The 23332-nt window shown below is 66.1% G+C and carries 19 protein-coding genes; 13 read left to right on the plus strand and 6 right to left on the minus strand.

Annotated features, from left to right (window positions below; translation table 11 throughout):
* Positions 1-190 precede the first annotated feature (190 nt).
* Entirely contained in the window at positions 191-646 is a 456-nt protein-coding gene (locus ACODS5_RS16315; RefSeq protein ID WP_489109150.1) for an Lrp/AsnC family transcriptional regulator, read from the minus strand.
* Positions 647-800: 154 nt separating this feature from the next.
* Here ACODS5_RS16315 and yedA point away from each other — a divergent pair, with 154 nt between their 5' ends.
* Entirely contained in the window at positions 801-1721 is a 921-nt protein-coding gene (gene yedA / locus ACODS5_RS16320) for a drug/metabolite exporter YedA (RefSeq protein WP_489109151.1), read from the plus strand.
* 54 nt (positions 1722-1775) lie between these two features.
* On the plus strand, positions 1776-3107 hold the full coding sequence (gene rhlE1, locus ACODS5_RS16325) for an RNA helicase RhlE1 (protein ID WP_134692327.1): 1332 nt from the start codon (positions 1776-1778) through the stop codon (positions 3105-3107).
* A 70-nt stretch (positions 3108-3177) separates the two neighbouring features.
* Here rhlE1 and ACODS5_RS16330 read toward each other — a convergent pair whose 3' ends face one another.
* From ACODS5_RS16330 to pmrG, 3 genes are all read right to left on the minus strand, one after another.
* On the minus strand, positions 3178-4419 hold the full coding sequence (locus ACODS5_RS16330; RefSeq protein WP_134692329.1) for a TIGR03862 family flavoprotein: 1242 nt from the start codon (positions 4417-4419) through the stop codon (positions 3178-3180).
* 149 nt (positions 4420-4568) lie between these two features.
* Positions 4569-5483, minus strand: coding sequence for a histone deacetylase family protein (locus ACODS5_RS16335; protein ID WP_489109194.1), 915 nt, complete (start codon positions 5481-5483; stop codon positions 4569-4571).
* A gap of 169 nt (positions 5484-5652) precedes the next feature.
* Entirely contained in the window at positions 5653-6339 is a 687-nt protein-coding gene (gene pmrG, locus ACODS5_RS16340; protein ID WP_489109152.1) for a lipopolysaccharide core heptose(II)-phosphate phosphatase PmrG, read from the minus strand.
* 173 nt (positions 6340-6512) lie between these two features.
* On the opposite strand from pmrG, the gene ACODS5_RS16345 reads away from it, so the two are divergent.
* The 4 genes from ACODS5_RS16345 to ACODS5_RS16360 all read left to right on the plus strand — a co-directional run bounded on the left by ACODS5_RS16345 (position 6513) and on the right by ACODS5_RS16360 (position 9793).
* Positions 6513-7082, plus strand: a complete 570-nt coding sequence (locus ACODS5_RS16345) for a GNAT family N-acetyltransferase (protein WP_489109153.1) — start codon at positions 6513-6515, stop codon at positions 7080-7082.
* A 90-nt stretch (positions 7083-7172) separates the two neighbouring features.
* Positions 7173-8042 (plus strand): acyl-CoA thioesterase II, encoded by an 870-nt coding sequence (gene tesB, locus ACODS5_RS16350; RefSeq protein WP_217850411.1) that lies wholly within the window; start codon positions 7173-7175, stop codon positions 8040-8042.
* The gene (locus ACODS5_RS16355) at positions 8039-8638 is read left to right on the plus strand and encodes an HAD family hydrolase (protein WP_489109154.1); all 600 of its coding nucleotides are present in this window, start codon (positions 8039-8041) and stop codon (positions 8636-8638) included. The genes tesB and ACODS5_RS16355 overlap by 4 nt, the downstream gene beginning before the upstream one ends.
* 144 nt (positions 8639-8782) lie before the next feature.
* On the plus strand, positions 8783-9793 hold the full coding sequence (locus ACODS5_RS16360; RefSeq protein WP_489109155.1) for a zinc-dependent alcohol dehydrogenase family protein: 1011 nt from the start codon (positions 8783-8785) through the stop codon (positions 9791-9793).
* Positions 9794-9935: 142 nt separating this feature from the next.
* Here the strand turns inward: ACODS5_RS16360 and ACODS5_RS16365 are convergent, their stop codons facing one another.
* Positions 9936-10829: a GNAT family N-acetyltransferase gene (locus ACODS5_RS16365; protein ID WP_489109156.1), complete on the minus strand. Its 894-nt coding sequence runs from the start codon at positions 10827-10829 to the stop codon at positions 9936-9938.
* Positions 10830-11256: 427 nt separating this feature from the next.
* Here ACODS5_RS16365 and gabP point away from each other — a divergent pair, with 427 nt between their 5' ends.
* Positions 11257-12642 (plus strand): GABA permease, encoded by a 1386-nt coding sequence (gabP, locus tag ACODS5_RS16370; protein ID WP_489109157.1) that lies wholly within the window; start codon positions 11257-11259, stop codon positions 12640-12642.
* Positions 12643-12922: 280 nt separating this feature from the next.
* Here the strand turns inward: gabP and ACODS5_RS16375 are convergent, their stop codons facing one another.
* Positions 12923-13918, minus strand: a complete 996-nt coding sequence (locus ACODS5_RS16375) for an alpha/beta fold hydrolase (protein WP_489109158.1) — start codon at positions 13916-13918, stop codon at positions 12923-12925.
* A 635-nt stretch (positions 13919-14553) separates the two neighbouring features.
* Here ACODS5_RS16375 and ACODS5_RS16380 point away from each other — a divergent pair.
* The 6 genes from ACODS5_RS16380 (at position 14554) to ACODS5_RS16405 (ending at position 23246) form a co-directional block, all read left to right on the plus strand.
* The gene (locus tag ACODS5_RS16380) at positions 14554-15603 is read left to right on the plus strand and encodes a hypothetical protein (protein ID WP_489109159.1); all 1050 of its coding nucleotides are present in this window, start codon (positions 14554-14556) and stop codon (positions 15601-15603) included.
* Between the two features lie 112 nt (positions 15604-15715).
* Positions 15716-17821 carry an iron-containing redox enzyme family protein gene (locus ACODS5_RS16385; protein ID WP_489109160.1) on the plus strand — a complete coding sequence of 702 codons (2106 nt, stop codon included), beginning with the start codon at positions 15716-15718 and terminating at the stop codon, positions 17819-17821.
* Positions 17818-19656, plus strand: a complete 1839-nt coding sequence (locus ACODS5_RS16390; protein ID WP_489109161.1) for a carbamoyltransferase family protein — start codon at positions 17818-17820, stop codon at positions 19654-19656. Before ACODS5_RS16385 ends, ACODS5_RS16390 begins: the two co-directional genes overlap by 4 nt.
* 141 nt (positions 19657-19797) lie before the next feature.
* A complete protein-coding gene (locus tag ACODS5_RS16395) occupies positions 19798-20754 on the plus strand; it encodes a TauD/TfdA family dioxygenase (protein ID WP_489109162.1) in 957 nt (318 codons plus the stop codon).
* Between the two features lie 39 nt (positions 20755-20793).
* Positions 20794-22050 carry an ATP-grasp domain-containing protein gene (locus tag ACODS5_RS16400; protein WP_134692352.1) on the plus strand — a complete coding sequence of 419 codons (1257 nt, stop codon included), beginning with the start codon at positions 20794-20796 and terminating at the stop codon, positions 22048-22050.
* A complete protein-coding gene (locus tag ACODS5_RS16405) occupies positions 22047-23246 on the plus strand; it encodes an ATP-grasp domain-containing protein (RefSeq protein ID WP_489109163.1) in 1200 nt (399 codons plus the stop codon). The genes ACODS5_RS16400 and ACODS5_RS16405 overlap by 4 nt, the downstream gene beginning before the upstream one ends.
* Positions 23247-23332: the final 86 nt, after the last annotated feature.

The raw sequence follows: 23332 nt of genomic DNA on the forward strand, positions 1-23332 counted from the left end.
ACGGGTTTGCCGGTCGGCTCGGTCCTGTAGGAGCCAGCTTGCTGGCGAACCAGGCACCGCGGAGGTTGGCACCGGCGATGCCGGTGTTCGCCGGCAAGCCGGCTCCTACGGGTTTGCCGGTCGGCTCGGTCCTGTAGGAGCCAGCTTGCTGGCGAACCAGGCACCGCGATATCACCATCGACGGCACCGCCTATCGGCTCGATTTGCTGTCCAGATGCCCTAGCGGCACCCGCCGCTGCACCGCGCTCGACAGGATGATCGAGGTCTTGCTGAAGCCCAGTTGCGACACGCGGTTGATCAAGGCTTCCAGCTCGCCCATCGACGCCACCGCCGCCTGCATGATCACACAGGGGTCGCCGGTGACCCGGTGGCACTCGGTGAGCTCGGGGATCTTCTCCAATGCCTCGTAGGCCTGCTGGTTGCCATGGCTGGTCAGGCGCAGTTCGATCACGCACTGGATCGGCAGGCCGATCTTCTCCAGGTCGACCTTGGCCGTGTAGCCGCTGATCACCCCGCTGGCCTCAAGCTTGGCCACCCGCTCGGCCACCGCCGGGGCAGACAGGTTGACCTGGCGCGCCAGCTGCGCGTAGGTGGCCCGGCCGTTTTCCAACAGGGCGGCGAGGAGCATGCGGTCGTATTTGTCCATGGCGATTCCTGGTGACTTTGCAATCGATGGGAAAGCGTGCGCACAACCATCCATTACAAAGTGTTTCGGTGTTTTAAAGCTGTTTTGTAACTTAAGTTTGGCGGCGACCCTTTCTAAACTAAGTCACCCGTAAACGGATTTCGAGCCCTTCGTCATGCCAGCCTCTCGTCGCTTCCCGCTGTTGCTCATCGGTGCCTTCCTAGCCCTGTACCTGGTCTGGGGCTCGACCTACCTGTTCATTCGCATCGGCGTGGAGTCCTGGCCGCCGATGCTGATGGCCGGGGTGCGTTTCGTCATTGCCGGCAGCCTGCTCTATGGCTTTTTGCGCTGGCGCGGGGCGCCGGCACCGACCTGGCCGCAATGGCGTGCGGCCGGGGCCATTGGCTTCTTGCTGCTCAGTTGCGGCAACGGTGGCGTGACCCTGGCCGAGCACGCCGGGGTGGCCTCGGGCGTGGCCGCCCTGGCGGTGGCCACCGTGCCGCTGTTCACCCTGGTGTTCGGGCTGTTCTTCGGCCATCGCAACTCACGCCTGGAGTGGGCGGGGATCGTCCTCGGCCTGGTCGGCATCGGCATGCTCAACATGGGCTCCAACCTGCAGGCCAGCCCCATGGGCGCGGCGCTGATCCTGTTCGCCGCGGCGGCCTGGGCCTTTGGTTCGGTGTGGAGCAAGAGCCTGCCACTGCCCCAGGGCGCCATGGCCAGCGCCGCAGAAATGCTGGTGGGTGGCGCCACATTGCTGATCGGCAGCGCGGTGAGCGGCGAGCGCCTGACCCAGATGCCCACCGCCGCCGGTTGGGGCGCGCTGGCCTACCTGGTGTTGTTCGGCTCGATCCTGGCGTTCAGCTCGTACATGTACCTGCTCAAGCACGTACGCCCGGCGGCGGCCACCAGCTACGCCTACGTCAACCCGGCGGTGGCGGTGCTGCTGGGGATTCTGTTCGCCGGCGAGCAGATCGGCGCCGAAGAGTGCGTGGCCATGGCGGTGATCATCGGCGCGGTGGTGCTGATCGGCCTGCCGCAATGGCGCAAGGCGCCGCAGCCGCCGGCAGCGTTGAAAGGCGAAATGTGCAAGTAGGCAGGGACGTTGCGGTAAACTTGCCGCCTTCGCTGAACCCCTGACGGTATTGCCATGAACTTCGCCCAACTCGGCCTGATCGAACCGCTGCTGCGCACCCTGCAGACGCTGGACTACACCACCCCCACCCCGGTCCAGGCCAAGGCCATTCCCGCCGTGCTCGCCGGCCGCGACCTGATGGCCGCGGCCCAGACCGGTACCGGCAAGACCGCCGGCTTCGCCCTGCCGGTGTTGCAGCGCCTGGCCCTGGAAGGGGAGAAGGTGGCCAGCAATTCGATCCGCGCGCTGGTGCTGGTGCCGACCCGCGAGCTGGCCGAACAGGTGCACGCCAATGTGCGCGAGTATGCCGAGAACCTGCCGCTGTCCACCTATGCGGTGTACGGCGGGGTCAGCATCAACCCGCAGATGATGCGCCTGCGCCGTGGTGTCGACCTGCTGGTGGCCACCCCAGGGCGGTTGCTCGACCTGTTCCGGCAGAACGCCATCAAGTTCGGCCAGGTGCAGACCCTGGTGCTCGACGAAGCCGACCGCATGCTCGACCTGGGCTTCGCCGAAGAGTTGCAGGCGGTGTACGCCGCGCTGCCGCGCAAGCGCCAGACGCTGCTGTTTTCCGCCACCTTCTCCGAGCAGATCCGCCTGCTCGCCGGCCTGGCCCTGAACGACCCGCTGAGCATCGAGGTCAGCCCGCGCAACACCACCGCCAGCACGGTCAAGCAGTGGCTGGTGCCTGTGGATAAAAAACGCAAGGCCGACCTGTTCTGCCACCTGCTGCGCAAGCAGCGCTGGAAGCAGGTGCTGGTGTTCGCCAAGACCCGCAATGGCGTGGACCAACTGGTCGAGCGCCTGCTGGCCGAGGGCGTGAATGCCGACGGCATCCACGGCGATCGCCCGCAAGCGACCCGCCAGCGTGCGCTGGACAGCTTCAAGGCCCGTGAAGTCCAGGTACTGGTGGCCACCGATGTCGCTGCCCGCGGCCTGGACATCGACGACCTGCCTCTGGTGGTCAACCTCGACCTGCCGATTGTCGCCGAGGACTATGTGCACCGTATCGGCCGCACTGGCCGTGCCGGCAACAAGGGCGAGGCGATCTCGCTGGTGTGCGCCGATGAGGTGAACCTGCTGGCCTCGATCGAGACGCTGATTCGCCAGCAGTTGCCACGCCATGAAGAGCCGGACTTCATCCCCGACCACCGGGTGCCGCAGATCGACGCCAGCGGCCAGGTGGTGAAGAAACCGAAGAAGCCGAAAAAGCCCAAGGAGAACAGCGCCAAGCGCGGCCTGGGGCGTTGGATGGACAGCGCCGAGGCTGGCGCCGCGCAGCCGCCGGTGAAGGCCGTGCGCAAGGTCCCGAGCTTCGGCGCGAAGCCGGGCAAGCGCAAGCCCTGAAGCGCTTCGCCGGCAAGGCCGGCTCCTGCAGGTGACTGCGTAGGAGCCAGCCTTGCTGGCGAACAGGGACTTACGCCGGGCGCATCAGCCAATCCGCCGCGGCATTTCCCGCGCGCAAACCACTGGCGAAACACGCCGTCAGCAGGTACCCGCCGGTTGGCGCCTCCCAGTCCAGCATCTCGCCGGCGCAGAACACCCCGGGCAAGCCCGTCAGCATCAAGCCCGGGTCCAACTCTTCGAAACGCACGCCCCCGGCGCTGCTGATCGCTTCGTCCAGCGGCCGCGCGCGCACCAGGGTGATCGGCAATGCCTTGAGCGCCGCCGCCAGCCGCTGCGGCTCGGCAAAGGTCGCGGGGTCGGTGAGTTCGCGCAACAGCGCAGCCTTCACCCCGTCGATACCCAGCTGACCGTGCAGGTGCTTGGCCATCGATCGCGAACCCCGGGGCTTGGCCAGGGCCTGGGCGATCTTGTCCACAGGCCGGTCCGGTAGCAGGTCGAGTAGCAGGGTGGCCTGTCCGTCACGATTGATCGCCTCGCGCAGGGGCGCGGACCATGCATACACCAGGCTGCCTTCCACGCCCTGGGCGGTGAGGATGAATTCACCCTTGCGCGGCGCGACGCCTGGCATGGCCAGGGCAATGTTCTTCAGCGGCGCGCCGGCGAACTTACTCTTGAGCAGGTCGCTCCAGCCCGCCACCTCGAAGCCGCAGTTGCTCGCCTGCAACGGCGAGATATCCACACCGCGCTCGGCCAGCAGCGCCACCCAGGCGCCGTCCGAACCCAGGCGCGCCCAGCTGCCACCGCCCATGGCCAACACCACGGCGTCGGCGCGCAGTTGCAACTCACCCTGTGGATAAGCGATCCGCAAGGTGCCATCGGCGTTCCAGCCCAACCAGCGGTGACGGGTGTGGATAACCACCCCGGCCTCGCGCAGGCGCTTGAGCCAGGCGCGCAGCAGCGGCGCGGCCTTCATGTCGCGGGGGAACACCCGGCCCGAGGTACCGACGAAGGTTTCGATGCCCAGGCCGTGAATCCACTGGCGCAGGGCCTCGGCGTCGAAGCCGCGCAGCAGCGCGTCGATGTCGCCCTGGCGTTCGGCGTAGCGGCCGACGAAGGCGGGGTAGGGCTCGGAATGGGTGATGTTCATGCCGCCGACCCCGGCCAGCAGGAACTTGCGACCCACCGAGGGCATGGCGTCGAACACCTCGACCGCCACCCCGCGTCGGGCCAGGGCCTCGGCGGCCATCAGGCCGGCAGGGCCGCCACCGATCACGGCGACAAGGGGACGGGAACTGGGGCGGGGATCGTTCATGGTGGGCGACAGGCTGTGGAAAAGAGCGCGCATTCTACCCCAGCGCGCCCTGCCCAGGTACTGCTCAAAAAATGAGCAACCCTTTGCAGCTCACGCAGTTAAAGGGCTGGCGCGGCTTTCCCGCAGGTTATCCACAGGCGGTTCCACAGTCATTGTGAACAACCGATGACCCGCGCGGCGCTGTGATGGAGGATGCCGTGGCGCCGGGCCAGGGCGAGGCGGTCCTTGCTGTAGCCACCGCCGATCACCCCCACCACCGGGATGTCGCGGCCCAGGCACTGGCGCAGCACGTGCTCGTCGCGGGCGGCCAGGCCCGCGTCGGTCAGCTGCAGGTAACCCAGGGCGTCGTCCTGGTGCACGTCGACCCCGGCGTCGTACAGCACCAGGTCGGGCTGGTACAGCGGCAGCAGGTAGTTCAGCGCGTCTTCCACCACCTTGAGGTAGGCCTGGTCGTTCATGCCGCGCGGCAGGGGGATGTCCCAGTCGCTCTGGGCCTTGCGCGCCGGGAAGTTTTGCTCGCAGTGCAGCGACACGGTGATCGCCTCGGGGGTGTCATGGAGGATGCGCGCGGTGCCGTCGCCCTGGTGCACGTCGCAGTCGAAGATCAGCACCCGCTGCACCCGCCCGGCCTGCAGCAGGTACTGGCTGATCACCGCCAGGTCGTTGAAGATGCAAAAACCGGCGGGGTGATCGTAATGGGCATGGTGGGTGCCGCCGGCCAGGTGGCAGGCGATGCCGTGCTGCAACGCCTGCTCGGCGGCCAGCAGCGAGCCGCCGACCGCGCGCACGGTGCGTCGGGCCAGGGCTTCGCTCCAGGGCAGGCCCAGGCGGCGCTGGTCCTCGCGGGACAGCTCGCCATTCATGTAGCGCTCGATGTAGTCGCGGTCATGGGCCAGGGCGAGGATGTCATTGGGGCAGATTTCAGGACGCAGCAGGGCCTCGTCGCTGGTCAGGCCACTATCCACCAGGTGATCGCGCAGCAGGCGGAACTTGTCCATCGGGAAGCGATGGTCAGGGGGGAATTCAGGGCTGTAGTCGTCGTGGTAGATCAGCGGCAGGGGCATGGTGTCGGCGCGGTGGGGGCGAGTGCCGATCTTGCCAGTATTGCTGGCGCCGATGCCAATGCAATCGAGCGTCGCAGGCGTCGGCTTGCCGGCGAACAGTGGCATAGCCGGTGCCACCCGACGCGTCGACGGGTTCGCCAGCAAGCTGGCTCCTACAGGGGGTGTGGGCTCAGCGGCCGCTGGAGGCCAGCACCCGTTGCCAGTCTGGTTCGTTCAGGCGCCCGAGGATGCGCGCCTTGCCGCTACCATCCACCGAGACGAACAGCGCGCTGGCATAGCCGCTGGCACGCTCGCCACCAGGAACATGCTGCACGCGGGCGAAATGGTCGATGCAGCCGTTGTGGGTCACCAGCAGCAAATTGTGCCCAGGCCGCTTGCGGGCCATGGCTTCGGCGGGGAACTGCGGGCCGCAGGTACCCAGCCAGTCTTCGCTGGCCACCGCCTGGCCGAGAATGAAATGCGCGGTCTGACGGGTGCGCAGCTTGGGGCTGCTGAGCAGGTCGGCGCCGTTGAGCCCCAGTTCCTGCAGCCCCTGGCCAACCCGCCGCGCCGCCTGGCTGCCGGCCACGGTGATCCCGCCATGCGCGTCCAGGCACGGCCCGGGAGCCGCATCGCAGCGTTCGGCGTGACGGATCATCACGATCACCGCGCCGTCCTTCCAGTCTTGCAGCAGGCCGCTGTCGCTCAATTGTTGCTCATTGCCAAGGTTCACGATGGATGTCCTCGTCGCTAGCCACGCCCCGCCGCCGACCAGGGCCAGAAGCAGGCCGCAGGCGGCGCCGAGGGCCATGGGCGAACAGCGGCGCCGGGGGCGGGCCAGGATGGCCGGGTTGGGCAAGGTGTTGCTGGGCAGCATGCGTCACTCCGATGGCAGTGCGGCGTCGACGGTGGCCGCTGTGTCTGCCAGCATTCTGCGCAGCCGGCTGTCGGAGGGCGGTGAAGCCGATGTGAAAAAAGCATCGCACTGGGTACGGGCGCGCGGATCGGCCTACGCTGTACACTGGCGCACTGCGATTCTGGAGCCCCGCGATGCCCCCCATCCTCGAACTGGAAAGCCCGCGCCTGGTGTTGCGCCAATGGCAGGACGACGACCTGCGCGAATTCGCCGCGCTGTGCGCCGACCCACAGGTGATGCGCTACTTCCCGGCACCGATGAGCCGGGTAGAGGCCGCCGCGCTGATCGGCCGCATCCGCGGCCACTTCAACGAATACGGCTTCGGCCTGTGGGCCCTGGAGCGCAAGGACAGCGGCGCCTTCATCGGCATGACCGGGCTGCTCAACGTCAACTTCGACGCCGCCTTCGCCCCAGCGGTGGAGATCGGCTGGCGCCTGGCCCGTCGCCATTGGGGCCTGGGCTTTGCCAGCGAGGCGGCGTGGGCCTGCCTGCGCTGCGCCTTCGCCCAGTTGCAGTTGGACGAGGTGGTGTCCTTCACCACCGCCAGCAACGTGCCCTCGCAGAAAGTCATGCAAGCCATCGGCATGCGCCAGGACCCGGCCGGCAGCTTCGAACACCCACGCCTGCCAGTGGGGGACCCGTTGCGCCCGCATGTGCTGTACCGCATTGACCGCGCCCGCTGGCAAGAGAACCAGCGCGGTTGAGGGCAGGGCCATCCAATCGACGGGTTGTATGACAAACCTTGTATCATTTGCCGACATAACAGCACCGTGACGCCTTGCCAGGAGATGCCCATGAGCCATGTACTCGACGATCTGGTCGATTTGCTGAGCCTCGAGTCCATCGAGGAGAACCTGTTCCGCGGACGCAGCCAGGACCTGGGCTTTCGCCAGCTGTACGGTGGCCAGGTGCTCGGCCAGTCGTTGTCGGCGGCCAGCCAGACGGTCGAGGACGCGCGCCATGTACATTCGCTGCATGGCTATTTCCTGCGCCCAGGCGATGCCAGCATGCCGGTGGTCTACTCGGTGGACCGCGTGCGCGATGGCGGCAGTTTCAGCACCCGGCGGGTGACGGCGATCCAGAAGGGCCAGCCGATCTTCACCTGCAGCGCGTCGTTCCAGTACGACGAGGAGGGTTTCGAGCACCAGGCGCAAATGCCCGACGTGGTCGGCCCGGAGAACCTGCCCAGCGAGGTCGAGCTGGCCCACAAGCTGGCCGACAAGCTGCCCGAACGCATCCGCGAGAAAGTGCTGTGCGCCAAGCCCATCGAGATCCGCCCGGTGACCGAGCGCGACCCGTTCGACCCCAAGCCGGGCGACCCGGTCAAGTACGCCTGGTTCCGTGCCGACGGCACGCTTCCGGACATCCCCGCGCTGCACAAGTACCTGCTGGCCTACGCCTCGGACTTCGGCTTGCTGACCACCTCGCTGCTGCCCCATGGTCGCTCGGTGTGGCAGAAGGACATGCAGATCGCCAGCCTCGACCACTCGCTGTGGTTCCACCGCGACCTGCGCGCCGACGAATGGTTGCTGTACGCCACCGACAGCCCCTGGGCAGGCAATGCCCGTGGCTTCTGCCGTGGCAGCATCTTCAACCGCGCCGGCCAGTTGGTGGCCTCGTCGACCCAGGAAGGCTTGATCCGCCATCGCCAGGACTGGGCATGAGCCTGGGCGAGATCCGCCACTGGGTGTTCGACATGGACGGCACCCTGACCGTGGCCGTGCATGATTTCGCGGCCATTCGCGAGGCGCTGGGCATCCCGGCCACGCACGATATCCTCACCCATCTGGCCGCGTTGCCGGCAGATGAAGCGGCGGCCAAGCACGCTTGGCTGTTGGAGCACGAGCGCGACCTGGCGCTGGCCTCGCAGGCCGCGGTCGGGGCGGTGGAGCTGGTGCGTGAGTTGGCCGCGCGCGATTGCCGGCTGGCGATCCTCACCCGTAACGCCCGCGAGTTGGCCCATGTGACCCTGCAAGCCATCGGCCTGGCCGACTGCTTCCCGGTCGAGCAGATTCTTGGGCGTGACGAGGCCGCGCCCAAGCCCAGCCCGGATGGGCTGCTGCAGATCGCCCGGGCCTGGGGCGTGGCGCCTGGCGAGATGGTGATGGTCGGCGACTACCGCTTCGACCTCGATTGCGGCCGCGCCGCTGGCACCCGCACCGTGCTGGTGAACCTGCCGGACAACCCCTGGCCGCAGTTGGTCGATTGGCATGCGCCGGATTGCCGGGCGTTGCAGGCGTTGCTGCGGGAAGCTCAGTGACGCTGGATTTTTCCTGGCGCCGGTGTTCGCGGCTAAAGCCGCTCCTACAGGGACCGTGCCGGTTCGCCATTGGCGATGGGCGCACACCAGGCTGGAGACCTGTCTAAGCTGCACTGCACCTTTCCCCCGATGGAGACGCCTCTCATGAGCAGCAAAGCCATCTACATCCAACCCGGCGGCGGCTACGACAAGGTCCAGGTTGGCAACTGCGAGGCCGCAGCGCCCAAGGCCGGCGAAATCACCGTGCGCCTGCACGCCAGTTCCCTCAATTACCATGACTTTGCCGTGGTCAGCGGCATGTGGGGGCCGAGCGAGCGCCGTATCCCCATGGCCGATGGTGCCGGCGAGGTCATCGCGGTGGGCGCCGGTGTCAGCGAGTTCCAGGTCGGCGATGCGGTGGTCAGCACCTTTTTCCCCGACTGGCTCGACGGCCAGGCCCAGGTCGAAGGCTTCGCCAGCGTGCCGGGCGATGGCATCGACGGCTACGCCCGCGAGCAGGTGACCGCCCGCGCCACCTCGTTCACCCATGCGCCCAAGGGCTACAGCCATGCCGAGTCGGCGACCCTGACCACCGCCGGGCTCACGGCCTGGCGCGCGCTGATGAGCGATGATCACCTCAAGCCGGGTGACAGCGTGCTGGTGCAGGGCACTGGTGGCGTGTCTATCTTCGCCTTGCAGTTCGCCAAGCTGGCCGGCGCCACGGTGATCGCCACTTCGTCCAGCGATGCCAAGCTCGAGCGCCTCAAGGCTCTTGGCGCGGACCACCTGATCAACTACAAGACCACGCCGGCATGGGGCGAGAAAGTACGTGAGCTCACTGCTGGACGTGGCGTGGACCATGTGATCGAAGTCGGCGGCCCGGCCACTCTGGAGCAATCGATGATCGCCGCGCGCATCGGTGGGCATGTGTCGTTGATCGGCATCCTTACCGGTGTCGCCGGACAGTTGCCGTTGGTCCAGGCGCTGGTGCGGCAGATCCGCCTGCAAGGGGTACTGGTGGGCAGCCGCGCGCAACAGCAGGCGATGGTCCGCGCCATCGACGCCAATGGCCTGCGGCCGGTGGTGGACAAGCACTTTGAACTGGAGCAGATCGTCGAGGCGTTCCGCTACCAGGAGAGCAACCGGCATTTCGGCAAGATCTGCCTGACCTGGTGATGCAGCAGATGGCTTGCGGGTGATCTCATGGACCTCGCTGGCGCAATCCCTGCAGGAGCGGGCCGCGAACACCGGCGCGGCGGGTGGCAGACACCGCGGCGCCTGGTTCGCCAGCAAGGCTGGCTCCTACAAGAGGAGCGCGTCAGGTATGTGAGAGCAGTGGGAACATCAGCGGCTGCGCTTCCAGGGCGGTGGCGGTCGAACCCCAGACGAACAACGCATCGTCGTTATCCACAAGCCGAGTGGCGAACCCGTCGCCCTGCAACGGCGTGAAGCCCAGCACCACCTCGCGGGTCTCGCCGCGGACCAACTCCCCGACAATCTCCAGCAACGCGACCGGCCGTGCGCAGTACACCTCGGCCAGCAGCATCCGGCCTTGCTCGTGCTCCACCACCACATAGGCGTCATGCGCCGTCGAATAGTGCAGCGCCTCGCGGTACGGGCCCTGGCAATAGAACATGGTCTGCGACACATGCGGCTGCAGGCTCAAACGTGCCTGTGGACAACTGCTGGCGACCGTTGCCATGAAATGGCGGCGTTGATCGCTGGCATCGAGGTCAACCGGTTTGAAGCTGCTGGCACGCGGGGAGGCCGACCACGGCAGGTAATGCTCGTGTTCGAGCACCCGACGAAAGCCGAACTTGGGGTACAGGTCCAGCACCGTGCTGTTGGCAAACAGGTACAGCAGGTCGCAGCGCTTGGCCCAGCGCGACACCAGGCGCTCCATCAGGTAGCGGCTGTAGCCATTGCCTTGGGCCTCGGGCGCGGTCATCACCGTGCCGATCTGCACGGTGCGCAGGTGCTGGCCGTCGAGGCTGAAGTCGAGTCGGTTGCTCGAGGCGTTGGCCAGCATCTGGCCCTGGCGCACCAGCGAGCAAGGCTGGTGGTCGTCCGGCCAGAAGCCGGCCTGGTACCAGGCTTCGAAATCGAAGCCGTAGGTCTGTTGGGTCAGGGCATTGAGTGCGCCGCGCAGGTGCGGGTCGTCGCGGTAGTGCTCGACCAGGCGCAGGCTGGGGTCATCGAGAATGACAGTCATGGCATCCCTTGCTGTTGGTGAAGTGGGATGAACGTTACCTGCCGCGCGTTTGCAAAACTGTAAGGCTTTGTGCGGCGGGCTTGCTCCGAGACAGTGCCGGCAGCGTGCTCATCGCCAGCCATTCTTGACGGGGGAATCCCTGGCGCGACGCGGATTGACGCAAATGGACAAGCCGAACGCGACATCTGCCGCGATCGGGCATGGGGTGTCGTGATCGCGCACCTACGGGACGTTCTCGAACAATTTTCCCACCGCCCAGGGGGCTTAAATGAACCCCGAAATCGCCGGTGCGTTGCTCTGTGAAAGCGTGAACAAGGTCAACAACAGAGCGTGAGCGACGTGTCATTCTTATTGCTTTTCAAGGAGATACTGTTTCGCCTACGCCTGCCCATCCCGTCCTTGTGTCCGCAAAAAGAGAACAATATCAATGAACACCGTGGGAACTGATGGCAACCTTGCACAAGGTTTCAAGCCACGTCATGTAACGATGCTGTCGATCGCCGGCATCATCGGTGCCGGACTTTTCGTCGGCTCCGGCCACGCTATCGCGGCCGCCGGGCCCGCCACCATTCTTTCCTATTTCGTGGCCGGCACCCTGGTGGTGCTGGTGATGCGCATGCTCGGCGAAATGGCCGTGGCCCACCCCGATACCGGTTCGTTTTCCACCTATGCCGACCAGGCCATCGGCCGCTGGGCCGGCTACACCATCGGCTGGTTGTACTGGTGGTTCTGGGTGCTGGTGATCCCCATCGAGGCTCTGGCCGCCGGGCATGTGCTCAATGCCTGGTTCCCCCAGGTGGACAGCTGGATCTTCGCCCTGGGCTCGGTGTTGCTGCTGGCCTGCACCAACCTGTTCAGCGTGGCCAAGTACGGCGAGTTCGAGTTCTGGTTCGCCATCCTCAAGGTCACCGCGATCCTCGGCTTCATCGGCCTGGGCTTCGCCGCCTTGATGGGCTGGTTGCCCGCGCGCGAGGTCAGCGGCCTGAGCAGCCTGATGGAGGAGCACGGCGGCTTCGCGCCCAAGGGCTGGTCGGCGGTGGTGGGGGCGTTCATCACCGTGATGTTCAGCTTCATCGGCACCGAGGCGGTGACCATCGCGGCGTCCGAGTCCAGCGACCCGGCGCGCAACATCGCCAAGGCCACCCGCTCGGTGATCTGGCGCATCAGCACCTTCTACATCCTGTCGATCTTCGTGATCATTTCGGTGGTGCCGTGGAACGATCCGCAGTTGGCCATGGTGGGGTCGTACCAGCGGGCGCTGGAAATCATGAACATTCCCAACGCCGCGTTGATGGTCGACTTCGTGGTGCTGATCGCGGTGACCAGCTGCATGAACTCATCGATCTACATCGCCTCGCGGATGATGTATTCGCTGGCCAAGCGCGGTGACGCCCCGGCCATGCTCAAGCACACCTCAAAGGTCGGCGTACCGCGCGCGGCGGTGTTCGGCAGCACGCTGATCGGCGCGGCCATCGCCATCCTCAACTACTTCGCGCCCAAGGGCGTGTTCGAGTTTTTGCTGGCCAGTTCCGGCGCCATCGCCTTGCTGGTGTACCTGGTGATCGCCATTTCGCAGTTGCGCATGCGTGGGCGCCTGGAGCGCGAGAACGCCAACCTGAAGTTTCGCATGTGGCTGTTCCCCTACCTGACCTGGGCGGTGATCCTGTTCATCAGCGGCGCCTTGGCGGTGATGATGTTCACCGAGGAGCACCGCGCCGAGGTGACCGCCACCTTGAGCCTGGCGATTTTGATTTCGTTCCTCGGCATCGTCACCAGCCGCGGCCACGGCCGTAGCGTGGCAGCCCAAGCATGACCCCGTAGGCGCCGGTGCCATCCACCGCGTTGCCTGCTACAGGGCAAAGTAGGCTGCACTCTGCGTAGGAGCCGGCTTGCCGGCGAACACCGGCACAGCCGGTGCTATCCACCGTGTTGCATGGTTCGCCAGCAAGCTGGCTCCTACAGGGCACGGGCAGTTGCTCTGCGTAGGAGCCGGCTTTGCCGGCGAACACCGGCGTAGCCGGTGCCAGGCACTGCGTCGCCAGCAAGCTGGCTCCTGCGGACCGGGGCCGCAGGTGGGGCCTGCTATCTGGCCCCTAACGCTCGCTGGGAAACAGCCAGCGAGCCACCTGCGGGCTGGCCAGCAGCTGCGCGGCATTGTGCCCGACCCCGGGCACCACGAACTGCCGATGAGCGATGTCGACAGCCCAGGCGCGCGACACAAACCTCTCGTAACGCAGATAGCCGAGCTGGCGCTCGACGCGGTCGCGCCCCTGCGCCTCGGCGCCACAGCTGTGGTCCATGATGCGGCTGGTGGCATGGGTATCGCGTTCGCCCACCAGGTAGGTCACGTTGCGCGCCGCATAGCGGCGAAACAACTGTTTGGCGTCCAGGCCTTGGCTGACCAGGTAGGCGGGAGGCTGCTCGAGGCCATAGCGATACTGGTTGTAGCCCGGGCAATGCTTGCCCGGCAGCGGCGCGAAGCCCGTGGGCGTTGGCCGATTGGCGTCCAGGTACAGGTACGAGGATGGGCTGGAAATCACGTAGCGCACCGGCAGGCCCGCGACCGCCTTGCCCAGCACGGCGTAGCGCTGCATGAGCTGGGCACCGGCCGAGTGGCCGATCAGCACGACTTCCTTGAGACGCGGGAAGCGCCTGCTGTCGGCCAGGTAGGCCAGCAGGTCGTCGAGCACGCTGAAGGTGGCGATGCCGCGGCGACCGGCGCTCGATTCGCTGCCTTGCATCCACCGGTCCTTGGGCCATAGCGGCATGGCGTCGGTGGCAGGCGAATCGTCGGCGCTGAGGAAGTTGGGCGCGATCAGCAAGACGGCGGGGCCGCCAAGCCCGGCGTTGGCCAACAGCTGCTGCGCGCCAGCGTAGTAGTCCTGGGCATTACGGCGCACGCCGTGGACGATCACCACGGCACGTTCGGCCAGCTCGGGCCGGAGCTGGTCGGCATTGCTGTAGGCAAGCAAATCGTAGGGCTGGGCCCGGCCAAGCTGCAGCACTTGCACCGCCGCCAGGGTGACGTTGCTGAACAAGGTCAGTAGCAGAGCCATGCTCCAGGTTTTTACGGTGCAACTGACGCGCATCCTGGCGGACTCCTTTGCAAGGGCCAAGCATCACGGCCAGGCCATAGTGGCGAACTGATGCTTTTGCCGCTGGCGTGATGTCATCTGAATGTTACATGAGCGCTTTAGCTAATCAATGGTGTGCTTCGCAAGCGCAATGTTATTCATTCGGGTGGTTACGCCTGTGCACTGAACGTGAACTTTTCATTTAATCGATGAAATGCGACTTTGCACGTATTGACAGCTGCCGCGGGCTCCTCAAAAATCGGTGGCCTGAGCGTCGCTTCGGTTGGAACCGAAGAAAATATAACAAGGGATAATGATAATGCTTGGATGTCTTTGGCAGCACCTGAAAATAAAAACAACTGCTTCCAGTATGGATTTCCTTGCACGGATAGCCGCTCACCACGCCTCCTTTTCGCCACACCCTGCCTTTTAGTTAATCCTGCCCCTTTATCGCGCGACCACTGACTTTTCACAAAAAGACGTGGGGCCGCATTGCGCCTGAAACTTAGTATGCCGTGCCCGTTGGGGTAGGGTTGCCAAGTGCTGGGTGCTCGAAAAAAGTAGATTGATACTTTGACGGCTATTGTTTGCCCGCAATAAATGCAACGCCGTTAATGGAATGAATTGTAATCCAATGGAGTGGCTTGACCATGTTCAAGAGTCGCAAACCCGTTGCGCTTGATGATCCTTCGCTCGAGCGCGTAAAACTCACGCCGCAGATGCTCGATTACGACCGCTTCGCCAATCGCGGCCGTTCGCAATACCTGCCCTATGTCATGAGCTTCAATGCCGCAGGCTATCAATCGGCGTCGATCAACACCGACCGCCTGGGCTTTCGCTTCGCCCACGACAAGCAAGGCCGGGCGATCAGCGCCGGCCAGCTCCAAGACTGTGCCGACGGCCCGGTAAACATTCTTGTCGGCGCGTCGCCGGCCTTGGGCTACGGGGCTTCCAGCGATGCTGCCTCGGTGGTCAGCCGGCTGGCGGCGCATGACCCGCAAGGCACCCCCTGGCTGAATTTTGCCGGCCACTGCTTCAACGCCACCCAAGAGCTGACGCTGTTCATGCTGCATATGCACCGGCTGCCGAAAATCCGCCGGATCGTGGTCATGGGGGGCTTCAACACCCTGGTGATGGCGCGGCTGCCAGAGTTCGTTCGCGGTGAACTGCCAGCGTTTTATTTCTGCGGCGAATATTACGAGAAGTTCGACGAGATCGCCGAGGAGCACGGGGCGAAACTGCCACCGGCAAAACTTCCCAAGTGGCCCAATGAAACCACCGCGGTGCCGCCTGTGGCGCAGACCCTGGCGCGGGCCACGGCCGATACGCTGAACTGCCTGAAAACCTGGAAGTGCCTGGCGCAGTCGCTGGGTGCGGAACTTTCCTTCGTCATGCAACCCTTGGCGACTTGGGTGCGTTCGCCTTGCGCCGAAGAACAGAAGTTGTTTGACGAACTGGACCGTATTTCCCGGCTGGGGACCTGGCAACACTTGTACGGTGATATTTCCGATCCGGCGGTGGCTGCCCAGTACGCGGACAAACTCGCCAGCGGCTGCCATGCCCTGGGCATCCCGTTTAGCAACTTGGTCGACGCGCTGCAAGCGCGCCCGGCGAATGAATGGTTCTTTGTCGATCGCGCGCACTTTACCGACCTTGGAAACGATGTAGTGGCGCAGGCCATTCATCACCATCTGCAATGACATGTGAGGAAAAGACCATGTTCAAACGTATTCGCCAGGCCCTCGGATCGCTCTTCAAACGCAAGAAGAAGTCCAAGAAAAAGAACAATTCCTCTATTTATCCAATGCACTGATGAACAACCATCGGCAGTTATTTTCCAGCCTGCTCGGCGCCGAGTCGGGGGACCAGGCCCGGCGGATGTTTTCATCCGCCAGCCTGCGCGCCTGCCTTGCCGCCGCGCCCGGCGCCGTGCAGGTCGAGGCCGACTTCGCCTGCCCGCAGCAGCTGGCCGGCCTGGCCGCCGACGCCGCGCAGCGCTTGCAGGCCATCGGCCAGGGCTGGCGGCAGCTGCAGCAGCGTCTCGGCGAGCACGAGGGCCAGGCGCTGCGCGCCAAGGCCGTGCGTGAGGCCGCGCCGCTGTTGCTTGGCAGCCAGCACCTGATCCACGCCGTCTGCGCCAGTTGGAACAACGAAGCGCGCTATGCCATGGCCATGTTGCAGGTCCATGCGCTGGATGTTGGCGGTGGCCGGCCCGGCGCCAGCCGTATCCAGCGTTATCGCGAGCTGATGCGTGAGCTGGCGCCGTCGGATGCCGGCGAGGATCCCCAGTCCATCGGTGACGATTCCAGTGTCTGCGACGGTGCGTTCAACCTGGCGGCGATGCTGGTGCTGCTCGGGCATTTTCCCGAGTCGCTGTTGCCGCAGATCCTCGGGGCCAACCTCTACCTGCGCCATTGTGGCGTGTTGCCGATGTTCGCCTTCATCGCCGATGGGCAGCCTGGGCGCGAGCGCCTGCTCGACCTGCGCCGCGACCCGTGCGGTTCGGCGCAAGACCTGGCAACGCTGGCCGAGGCCGCGGTACGCGAGTACCTCGCCCAGGCCGCGCCCGAGGCCCAGCAAGGCATGCGCCAGGGGTATGGCTGGGCGCGCGGGCAGGTCGAGTTGGCGAACACCGCGCTGCTCGCCGTGCTGGAACGCTGGCTCGACCCGCGCGAGGCCGCCCGTGACCTGATCAGCCGGCGACGCCCGGATGCCTGCCAGTACCACGAGAAAACCCGCTTGAACAAAGTGCCGATGCGCTCGCTGCTGGAGGAGGATGACTCGCTGCGGTTTCTCGAGCATCTGGCCGCCAGTGCCTATGTCCGCGCCGGCAACCCGCAAGGCAGCCCGTTGCTGACCACCCTGGTATCGCCGCGGGGCAAGATGTTCCGCATCTTCAGCCGCGACGACCTGGCCATCCTCGAGCGCTGGATCGCCGGGCTGCCTTACGCCGAACAGCCTCAGCCACAGCCGGCTCGCGCGTTGTGGAAAGACGACGGCCTGCTGGCCGGGCTGCTGGGCGAGGAGGTCGAGGCGCCGATCCTGGCGACTCGCCTGGCACCGCGCCAGGCCTACCCGCGCTTGCTGCACGTCGAGCTGACCCCAGCCGAGCAGAACCATGCCCGGCACTACGTCAACCGCTGGCTGGTCAAGGCCGCCCGCGGGGTGGCCAAGGGCCGCTGCCCGCTACCCGAACGCTGGGCCCCAGGCGTGCTGCGCGAGTGGCTGCAACAGCAGCACGCGCTGTCCAACCAGGCGCTGGAGCAGCCGCAGGACCTGCCCAGCCGCGAAGAGGTGATTGCCGACATCGTCGCCTTGGCGCCGCTGACCATGATCGACGGCGCCTGGCTGGCCGGTTTCGCCCATCCGTCCCTGGCGGCCTCGACCTTTGGCAGCCGCCTGTTCGAGACCCTGTACGACGAGCTGGGCAACGGCCTCGAGGCACAGAACCACCCGGTGATCTACCGCCAGTTGCTGCGGGCGGTGCATGGCGAACTACCGGCCACCGCCGCGCCAGGCTATGCCGGCGCGGAGTGTTTCACCGACGAGGACTTCGAGCTGCCAGTGTTCTGGCTGGCCATCGGCCGCTATCCACAGAGCTACTGCCCGGAAATCCTCGGGCTCAACCTGGCGATGGAGTTGTCCGGCGTGGGCGGTGGCTACCGGCGCACCCACAAGGCCTTGGTCGCCTATGGCTACCCGACCCTGTTCGTCGACCTGCACAACGCCATCGACAACATTTCCACCGGCCACAGCGCCTGGGCTGCCGCCAGCCTGGACGCTTACCTCAGCGCATTTTCCACACGCGACCGCGACGAACTATGGGCGCGTATCCGTACCGGATACGTCGCGCTCAATCCACCCAGGGAGGACACCATGCTGGACAAGTTCAAGGAAACCATGAGGTCGCTGCTATGACCTGCACTCTCGGCATCTCCGCCTTCTACCACGACAGCGCGGCCACGCTGGTGATCGATGGGCGCATCGTCGCCGCGGCCCAGGAAGAACGCTTCAGCCGCATCCGCCACGACCCAGGGTTCCCGCGCCAGGCCATTGCCTACGTGCTGGCCGAGGCGGGCTTGCGCCTGGACCAGGTCGACCACGTGGCCTACTACGAGGACCCGGCCCTGAAGTTTCGCCGGGTGCTGTCCACCGCGGCGGTCGCTGGCCTGTCGGCGGTGCGCACCTACGCCCCGGTATTGGCCGACTGGCTCAGCACCAAGCGGCGCATGGACCGAGAAGTGCTGCGCCACCTCAAGGAGATGGGCGACCGCGCCGACCGACGCATCGAGGTGCATGGCCACCATGCCTCCCATGCCGCCTCGGCCTTCTTCCCCAGCCCCTTTGAACGGGCAGCGATCCTGTGCATCGACAGCGTCGGCGAATGGGCCACCACCACGCTCTGGCACGGCAAGCCCGAAGGCCTGGAGAAAGTCGCGGAGCTATCGTTCCCGCATTCGCTTGGCCTGCTCTATTCGGCGTTCACCTACTTCTGCGGCTTCAAGGTCGACTCCGGCGAGTACAAGCTCATGGGCCTGGCGCCCTATGGCAAGCCGGTATACGCCGAGCGCATCCTCGCCGAGCTGATCGATGTGAAGCCCGACGGCAGCTTCCGCCTGGACTGGACCAAGTTCGAGTTCATCCGCGGTGAAGTGATGACCGGCGAAGCCTTCGTGCGCTTGTTCGGCGGCCCGCGGCGTTTGCCCGAGGCGCCGCTGACCGAGCGTGAGTTCGACCTCGCGGCCTCGGTGCAGAAAGTCACCGAGTTGATCGTTTCGCGCCTGGCCAAGACCGCCCGCGAGCTTACCGGCGAGCGCAACCTGTGCATGGCCGGTGGCGTGGCCCTGAACTGCGTGGCCAACGGCGTGGTGTCCCGCGAGCGGACCTTCGAGCGCCTGTGGATTCAACCAGCCGCCGGTGATGCCGGAGGCTCGCTGGGAGCGGCGTTGCTCACCGATCGCCGGCAGCGCCAGGTCAGCCAGCGCGAGCTGCCCGAGGCGGTCGATGGCATGAGCGGCTCGCTGCTCGGGCCACAGTACAGCGCCGAGCAGATCCGCGCCGAGCTGGATGAATGCGGCGCCGTGTACCAGCAGCTGAGCCAGGAGGAATTCGACCACCGGGTGATCCTGAGCATGGAGGAAGGCGGCGTGGTGGGCTGGTTCCAGGGGCGCATGGAGTTTGGCCCGCGCTCGCTGGGCAACCGCTCGATCCTCGGTGACCCACGACGCTCCGACACCCAGTCGACGATGAACCTGCGCATCAAGTTCCGCGAGTCGTTCCGCCCGTTCGCCCCGGTGGTGCTGGCCGAGCGCGCGGCCGACTGCTTCGACATCGTCGAGGAGAGCCCCTACATGCTGGTGGTGTCGCCGGTGGCCCAGGCGATTCGCAAGAGCGTGCCGGGGCACCAGGCGCAGTTGACCGGCATCGACCTGCTCAAGGTGGTGCGCAGCGACCTGCCGGCGATCACCCATGTCGACTTCTCGGCGCGGGTGCAAACCGTCGACAGCGAGCGCAACCCGCGTTTTCGCGCCTTGCTCGAACGCTTCCACCAGCGCACCGGCTGCCCGGCGCTGGTCAACACCTCGTTCAACGTGCGTGGCGAGCCCATCGTCAACACGCCGTTCGAGGCCTACCGCTGCTTCATGCGCACCAACATGGACGTATTGGCCATCGGCGATTTCTACCTCGAGAAAGCCCAGCAGCCACAGTTCGAGGAAGCGGTCGACTGGCGCGAGACCGTGCCGCTGGACTGAACATTTCATCTACTAGGGAAGGTGCAACATGGAATACGTTCTGCTCTACCTGATCTTGCCTCTCGGTGTGTTGCTGCGGCGCGGCGCGCGGTTTGCCCATCGTCCGGATCCCAAGGTCACGTCCTACCTGAAGCGCCAATCATGAGCCTCATGGCGCTGGATGTGCACCAGGCCTCGGTGGTCCAGGTGCTGACCGTGAGCGATGCCGACCTGTCCGGGCTGGCAGCCTGCCGCGAACGCCTGGCCAGCATGCCGCACCGCGCCGACAACGTCGGCGCGGTGGGCGCCGACTGGCTGCGCTCGCTGCTTGGCCCAGCCCTGGTCGAGAGCATCCGCGGGTTTGCCGGGTGCAGCCACAAGGCCCTGCTGTTGCGCGGCATCGGCCTGTCCACCGCGGTGCCGTCGCCAAGCAACGGGTTTTTGCCCGATGCCCAGTGCGTGCTGGATTTCGACCTGCTGCATTTCGGCATGCTCAACCTGCTGGGGGTGCGCTCCCACGCCGTGGAGTACGAGAACCACGGCAAGCTGGTGCGCAATGTGGTGCCGGTGGCGCAAGCGGCGGGCACCACCAGTTCCTGGGGCGCGGATGTGGATTTCTCGTGGCATACCGACAACCCCAACTGGCCATTCGATGACCAGGCCAGCGATGTCGCCCGCAGCGTGCCCAACTACCTGGCGTTCATCGCCGTGCGTAACCACGAGCAGGCCTCCACCGACATCGTCTGTGTCGACCATGTGCTGTCACGCCTGCCGGCCTGGGCCATCGAGCACCTCAGCCAGCCGGCCTTCGCCTTCGGCGCGCCGGCCTCCAACGAAGGCCATGACGGCGAGCAACGGGTGATGCCGATTCTCGAGCGTGGCGCCAACGGCTATCGGCTGCGCTTCGACGACGGCATCGTCAGCGCCAGCGCCGAGCCCGCCCGGGCCGCGCTCAGCCTGCTGCGCCAGGTGCTCAAGGACATCCAGGGCATAGAGCTGGTGCTGCAGCCCGGTGACTTCTTCATTTTCAAGAACGCCCGCGTGCTGCATCGGCGCAAGGCGTTCAAACCCCTGCCCGATGGCCAGGCGCGCTGGTTGCGCCGGGTCTACGGCAGCTGATGCTTTGCTGACAAATCTCACGACGAACAAGGAGTTTCCATGAACAAGCGTATTGCAGTTATCGGTGGTCGTCCGGCGCCTATCCACGGTGCCAAGGAAATGGGCATCGATGTCGTGCTGGTGCACCAGGAAGGTGACTACGAGCAGGAGATCGTCAGCCATTGCGAGCGCGTGGTGCATGCCCGCATCGACGATGCCGAGGCGATCATCAAGGTGCTCGAGCCGCTGCACCGCGAGCGCCCGTTCGAGCGCATCATCACCACCACCGAGGTGGCGGGCGAGTCCACCGGCAAGGTGGTCGACCACTTCAAGCTGACCGGTGTCTCCTACAAGACCGCGCACCTGCTCAAGGACAAGGTGGCCATGCGCGAGCTGCTGGCCAAGCACGACCTGAGCCCGGTGGCCTTCCGTCACGTCACCTGCGCCGAGGACGCCATCGCGTTCGTCGCCGAGCATGGCCGCTCGGTGCTCAAGCCGGCCGAAGGCGTCGCCAGCCTGCACATCCACCCCTGCGAGGATGCCGCCAGCGCCACCCGTGCCTGGCAAGCGCTCAAGGACGCCGAGGTGCGCCACATCATCATCGAAGAGTACCTGGACGGCCCGGTGGTCAGCGTCGACTCGTTCTCCTTCAAGCGCCGCCACCTGCCGATCGGCTACTCGCAGTACCGCATGAACGACAAGTACGTCGAGTGGGAAGTCAGCACCCCCAGCACCGACGCCAAGCAGTGGCTCACCGAGCTCAAGGACATGACCTGCCGCCTGCTCGACGCGGTGGAGCTGGAAGAGGGCCCGTCGCACAGCGAGTTCGTCCTCACCGCCAAGGGCCCGCGCGTGCTCGAGTCCCATGCCCGCCTGGCCGGCTCCGGCGCCCCGGAACTGGTGCGCCGCGCCTTCGGCCTGGACCTGAACCGCATGTTCCTCACCGTGCCGCTGGGCATCGACGAACTGCCGCTGGAGTCGCCAGAGCCCAAGGCCGGTGCCGCGATCCAGTTCTTCGTGCCGACCCCGGGCAAGGTGCGCAAGGTCGAGCTCGACCTCAAGCCTGACGTCGACGTGCGCCACACCCGCCCAGGCGAGACGCCGCTGGTGTTCCTGCCGTTCCTGTTCGAGCTGGGCGAGGCCGAGCGCGCGGTGGTCATCCAGAAACACGAAGGCGATGTGATCCCGCCGCTGGACACCGTGGCCGACTGCGTTTCCGGTTATGTACTGGCCACCGGCACCTCGCGCGAGGACGCGGTGCGCATCGGCGATGAACTGGTCGCCGCCGTGCACTTCATCCAGGAGCCCCAGGCATGAGCTACGTGCTCTGCCTGCATCGCTGGGTAGGGCGCCAGGCACTCTACGACGAGTATGAGCTGCCCGCTGGCAGGGTGATTCGGGCGATCTGCACGCCCGAGTCACTCGGCTCGCTGCCGGCAGCGCGGCTGGCGTCGAGCTCGACACTGGCCTCGCTGGACGATGCCGACGCGGTCATGGCCGAGGCTGGGCGGGTGATCGCCCAGTACGGCGTGCCCGAGCGCGTGGTGGCGTTGAACGAAGGCGACCTGCTCAATGCCGCCGCGATCCGCGAGCGCTGGGCCATCCACGGCGACGCGCCGGCCTGGGTCGAGCGCTTTCGCGACAAGCTCAGCATGCTCGCGGTGGCCAACCGGCAGACGGCCATCGCCGTGCTGCCGGCGGTGGCCGCCGACGACGCGCAGGGGCTGCGCCAGTTGCTGCAAAGCCACGGCTACCCGCTGGTGCTCAAGCCGCGTTTCGGCACCGCCAGCCGCGGCGTCAGGATCCTGCGCCAGGCGCAGGACCTGGCGCTGCTGCAGGACGAGCAGCCAGAACCGATGATGGTCCAGGTGTTCTGCGCCGCGCCGATTTTGCATGTGGATGGTTGGTGGGATGGCGAGCAGGTGGTGGTGCTGACCGCATCGCGCTATGTGAACAGCTGCGCCGACTTCGGCCCGGACAGCCCGCTGGGCAGCATCGAGCTTGCCGAAGGCGATGACGAGCGCCGCATCGCCAGCCGCGTCGCCGAGCTGTTGGCGGCCTTCGCGCCAGGGCGCGAGATTGTCTTCCACCTGGAACTGTTCGATGACGGCGACACCTTGCGCTTTCTCGAGATCGGCGCCCGCGTCGGCGGCGCGGAAATCCCGTTCCTTTGGCGCGAGGTGCGCGACATCGACCTGGTGGGCATCGCCTGGGAGTTGCAGACCGAAGCCTCCAGCCGCTACCGCGAGCAGGCGCGCAGCCGCAGCCGCGACGGCCGCCCGCTGCATGGCGAGCGTGGCGCCTGGGTGATTGGCCGGCGTGCCAGCACGCCCGACGCAGGCCTGGGCACGTTGTACTGGTCGCAGCCCCAGGAGCTACAGCGCACTGCCAGCGGTGTTTATGAAGGGGCGAAGACCCGCCTGCGCCTGCGCAGCTTCGACCGCCAGGCGCTGGAGCGCGATGTCGAGTCGATCTTCGCGCAGTTGTCCCACGCCTGGAGCGTGCAAGCATGAGGGCCGCGCCGCGCGCCCCGGTTACATTGAACGATGCCGGCCGCGGCGCTGCCTTGCAGCGCCGTTGGGCCACCCAGCCATGCGAA

The organism is Pseudomonas sp. FG47 (assembly GCF_057809115.1).

Excerpts from the sequence above, each read along its gene's own strand:
- ACODS5_RS16345 (WP_489109153.1), top strand. The coding sequence starts at position 6,513 with ATGCCCCCCATCCTCGAACTGGAAAGCCCGCGCCTGGTGTTGCGCCAA.
- ACODS5_RS16375 (WP_489109158.1), bottom strand. The coding sequence starts at position 13,918 with ATGCGCGTCAGTTGCACCGTAAAAACCTGGAGCATGGCTCTGCTACTG.
- ACODS5_RS16380 (WP_489109159.1), top strand. The coding sequence starts at position 14,554 with ATGTTCAAGAGTCGCAAACCCGTTGCGCTTGATGATCCTTCGCTCGAG.
- ACODS5_RS16395 (WP_489109162.1), top strand. The coding sequence starts at position 19,798 with ATGAGCCTCATGGCGCTGGATGTGCACCAGGCCTCGGTGGTCCAGGTG.
- ACODS5_RS16355 (WP_489109154.1), top strand. The coding sequence starts at position 8,039 with ATGAGCCTGGGCGAGATCCGCCACTGGGTGTTCGACATGGACGGCACC.
- tesB (WP_217850411.1), top strand. The coding sequence starts at position 7,173 with ATGAGCCATGTACTCGACGATCTGGTCGATTTGCTGAGCCTCGAGTCC.
- pmrG (WP_489109152.1), bottom strand. The coding sequence starts at position 6,339 with ATGCTGCCCAGCAACACCTTGCCCAACCCGGCCATCCTGGCCCGCCCC.
- ACODS5_RS16390 (WP_489109161.1), top strand. The coding sequence starts at position 17,818 with ATGACCTGCACTCTCGGCATCTCCGCCTTCTACCACGACAGCGCGGCC.
- ACODS5_RS16360 (WP_489109155.1), top strand. The coding sequence starts at position 8,783 with ATGAGCAGCAAAGCCATCTACATCCAACCCGGCGGCGGCTACGACAAG.
- ACODS5_RS16330 (WP_134692329.1), bottom strand. The coding sequence starts at position 4,419 with ATGAACGATCCCCGCCCCAGTTCCCGTCCCCTTGTCGCCGTGATCGGT.
- yedA (WP_489109151.1), top strand. The coding sequence starts at position 801 with ATGCCAGCCTCTCGTCGCTTCCCGCTGTTGCTCATCGGTGCCTTCCTA.
- ACODS5_RS16385 (WP_489109160.1), top strand. The coding sequence starts at position 15,716 with ATGAACAACCATCGGCAGTTATTTTCCAGCCTGCTCGGCGCCGAGTCG.
- ACODS5_RS16335 (WP_489109194.1), bottom strand. The coding sequence starts at position 5,483 with ATGCCCCTGCCGCTGATCTACCACGACGACTACAGCCCTGAATTCCCC.
- ACODS5_RS16315 (WP_489109150.1), bottom strand. The coding sequence starts at position 646 with ATGGACAAATACGACCGCATGCTCCTCGCCGCCCTGTTGGAAAACGGC.
- ACODS5_RS16405 (WP_489109163.1), top strand. The coding sequence starts at position 22,047 with ATGAGCTACGTGCTCTGCCTGCATCGCTGGGTAGGGCGCCAGGCACTC.
- ACODS5_RS16365 (WP_489109156.1), bottom strand. The coding sequence starts at position 10,829 with ATGACTGTCATTCTCGATGACCCCAGCCTGCGCCTGGTCGAGCACTAC.
- gabP (WP_489109157.1), top strand. The coding sequence starts at position 11,257 with ATGAACACCGTGGGAACTGATGGCAACCTTGCACAAGGTTTCAAGCCA.
- ACODS5_RS16400 (WP_134692352.1), top strand. The coding sequence starts at position 20,794 with ATGAACAAGCGTATTGCAGTTATCGGTGGTCGTCCGGCGCCTATCCAC.
- rhlE1 (WP_134692327.1), top strand. The coding sequence starts at position 1,776 with ATGAACTTCGCCCAACTCGGCCTGATCGAACCGCTGCTGCGCACCCTG.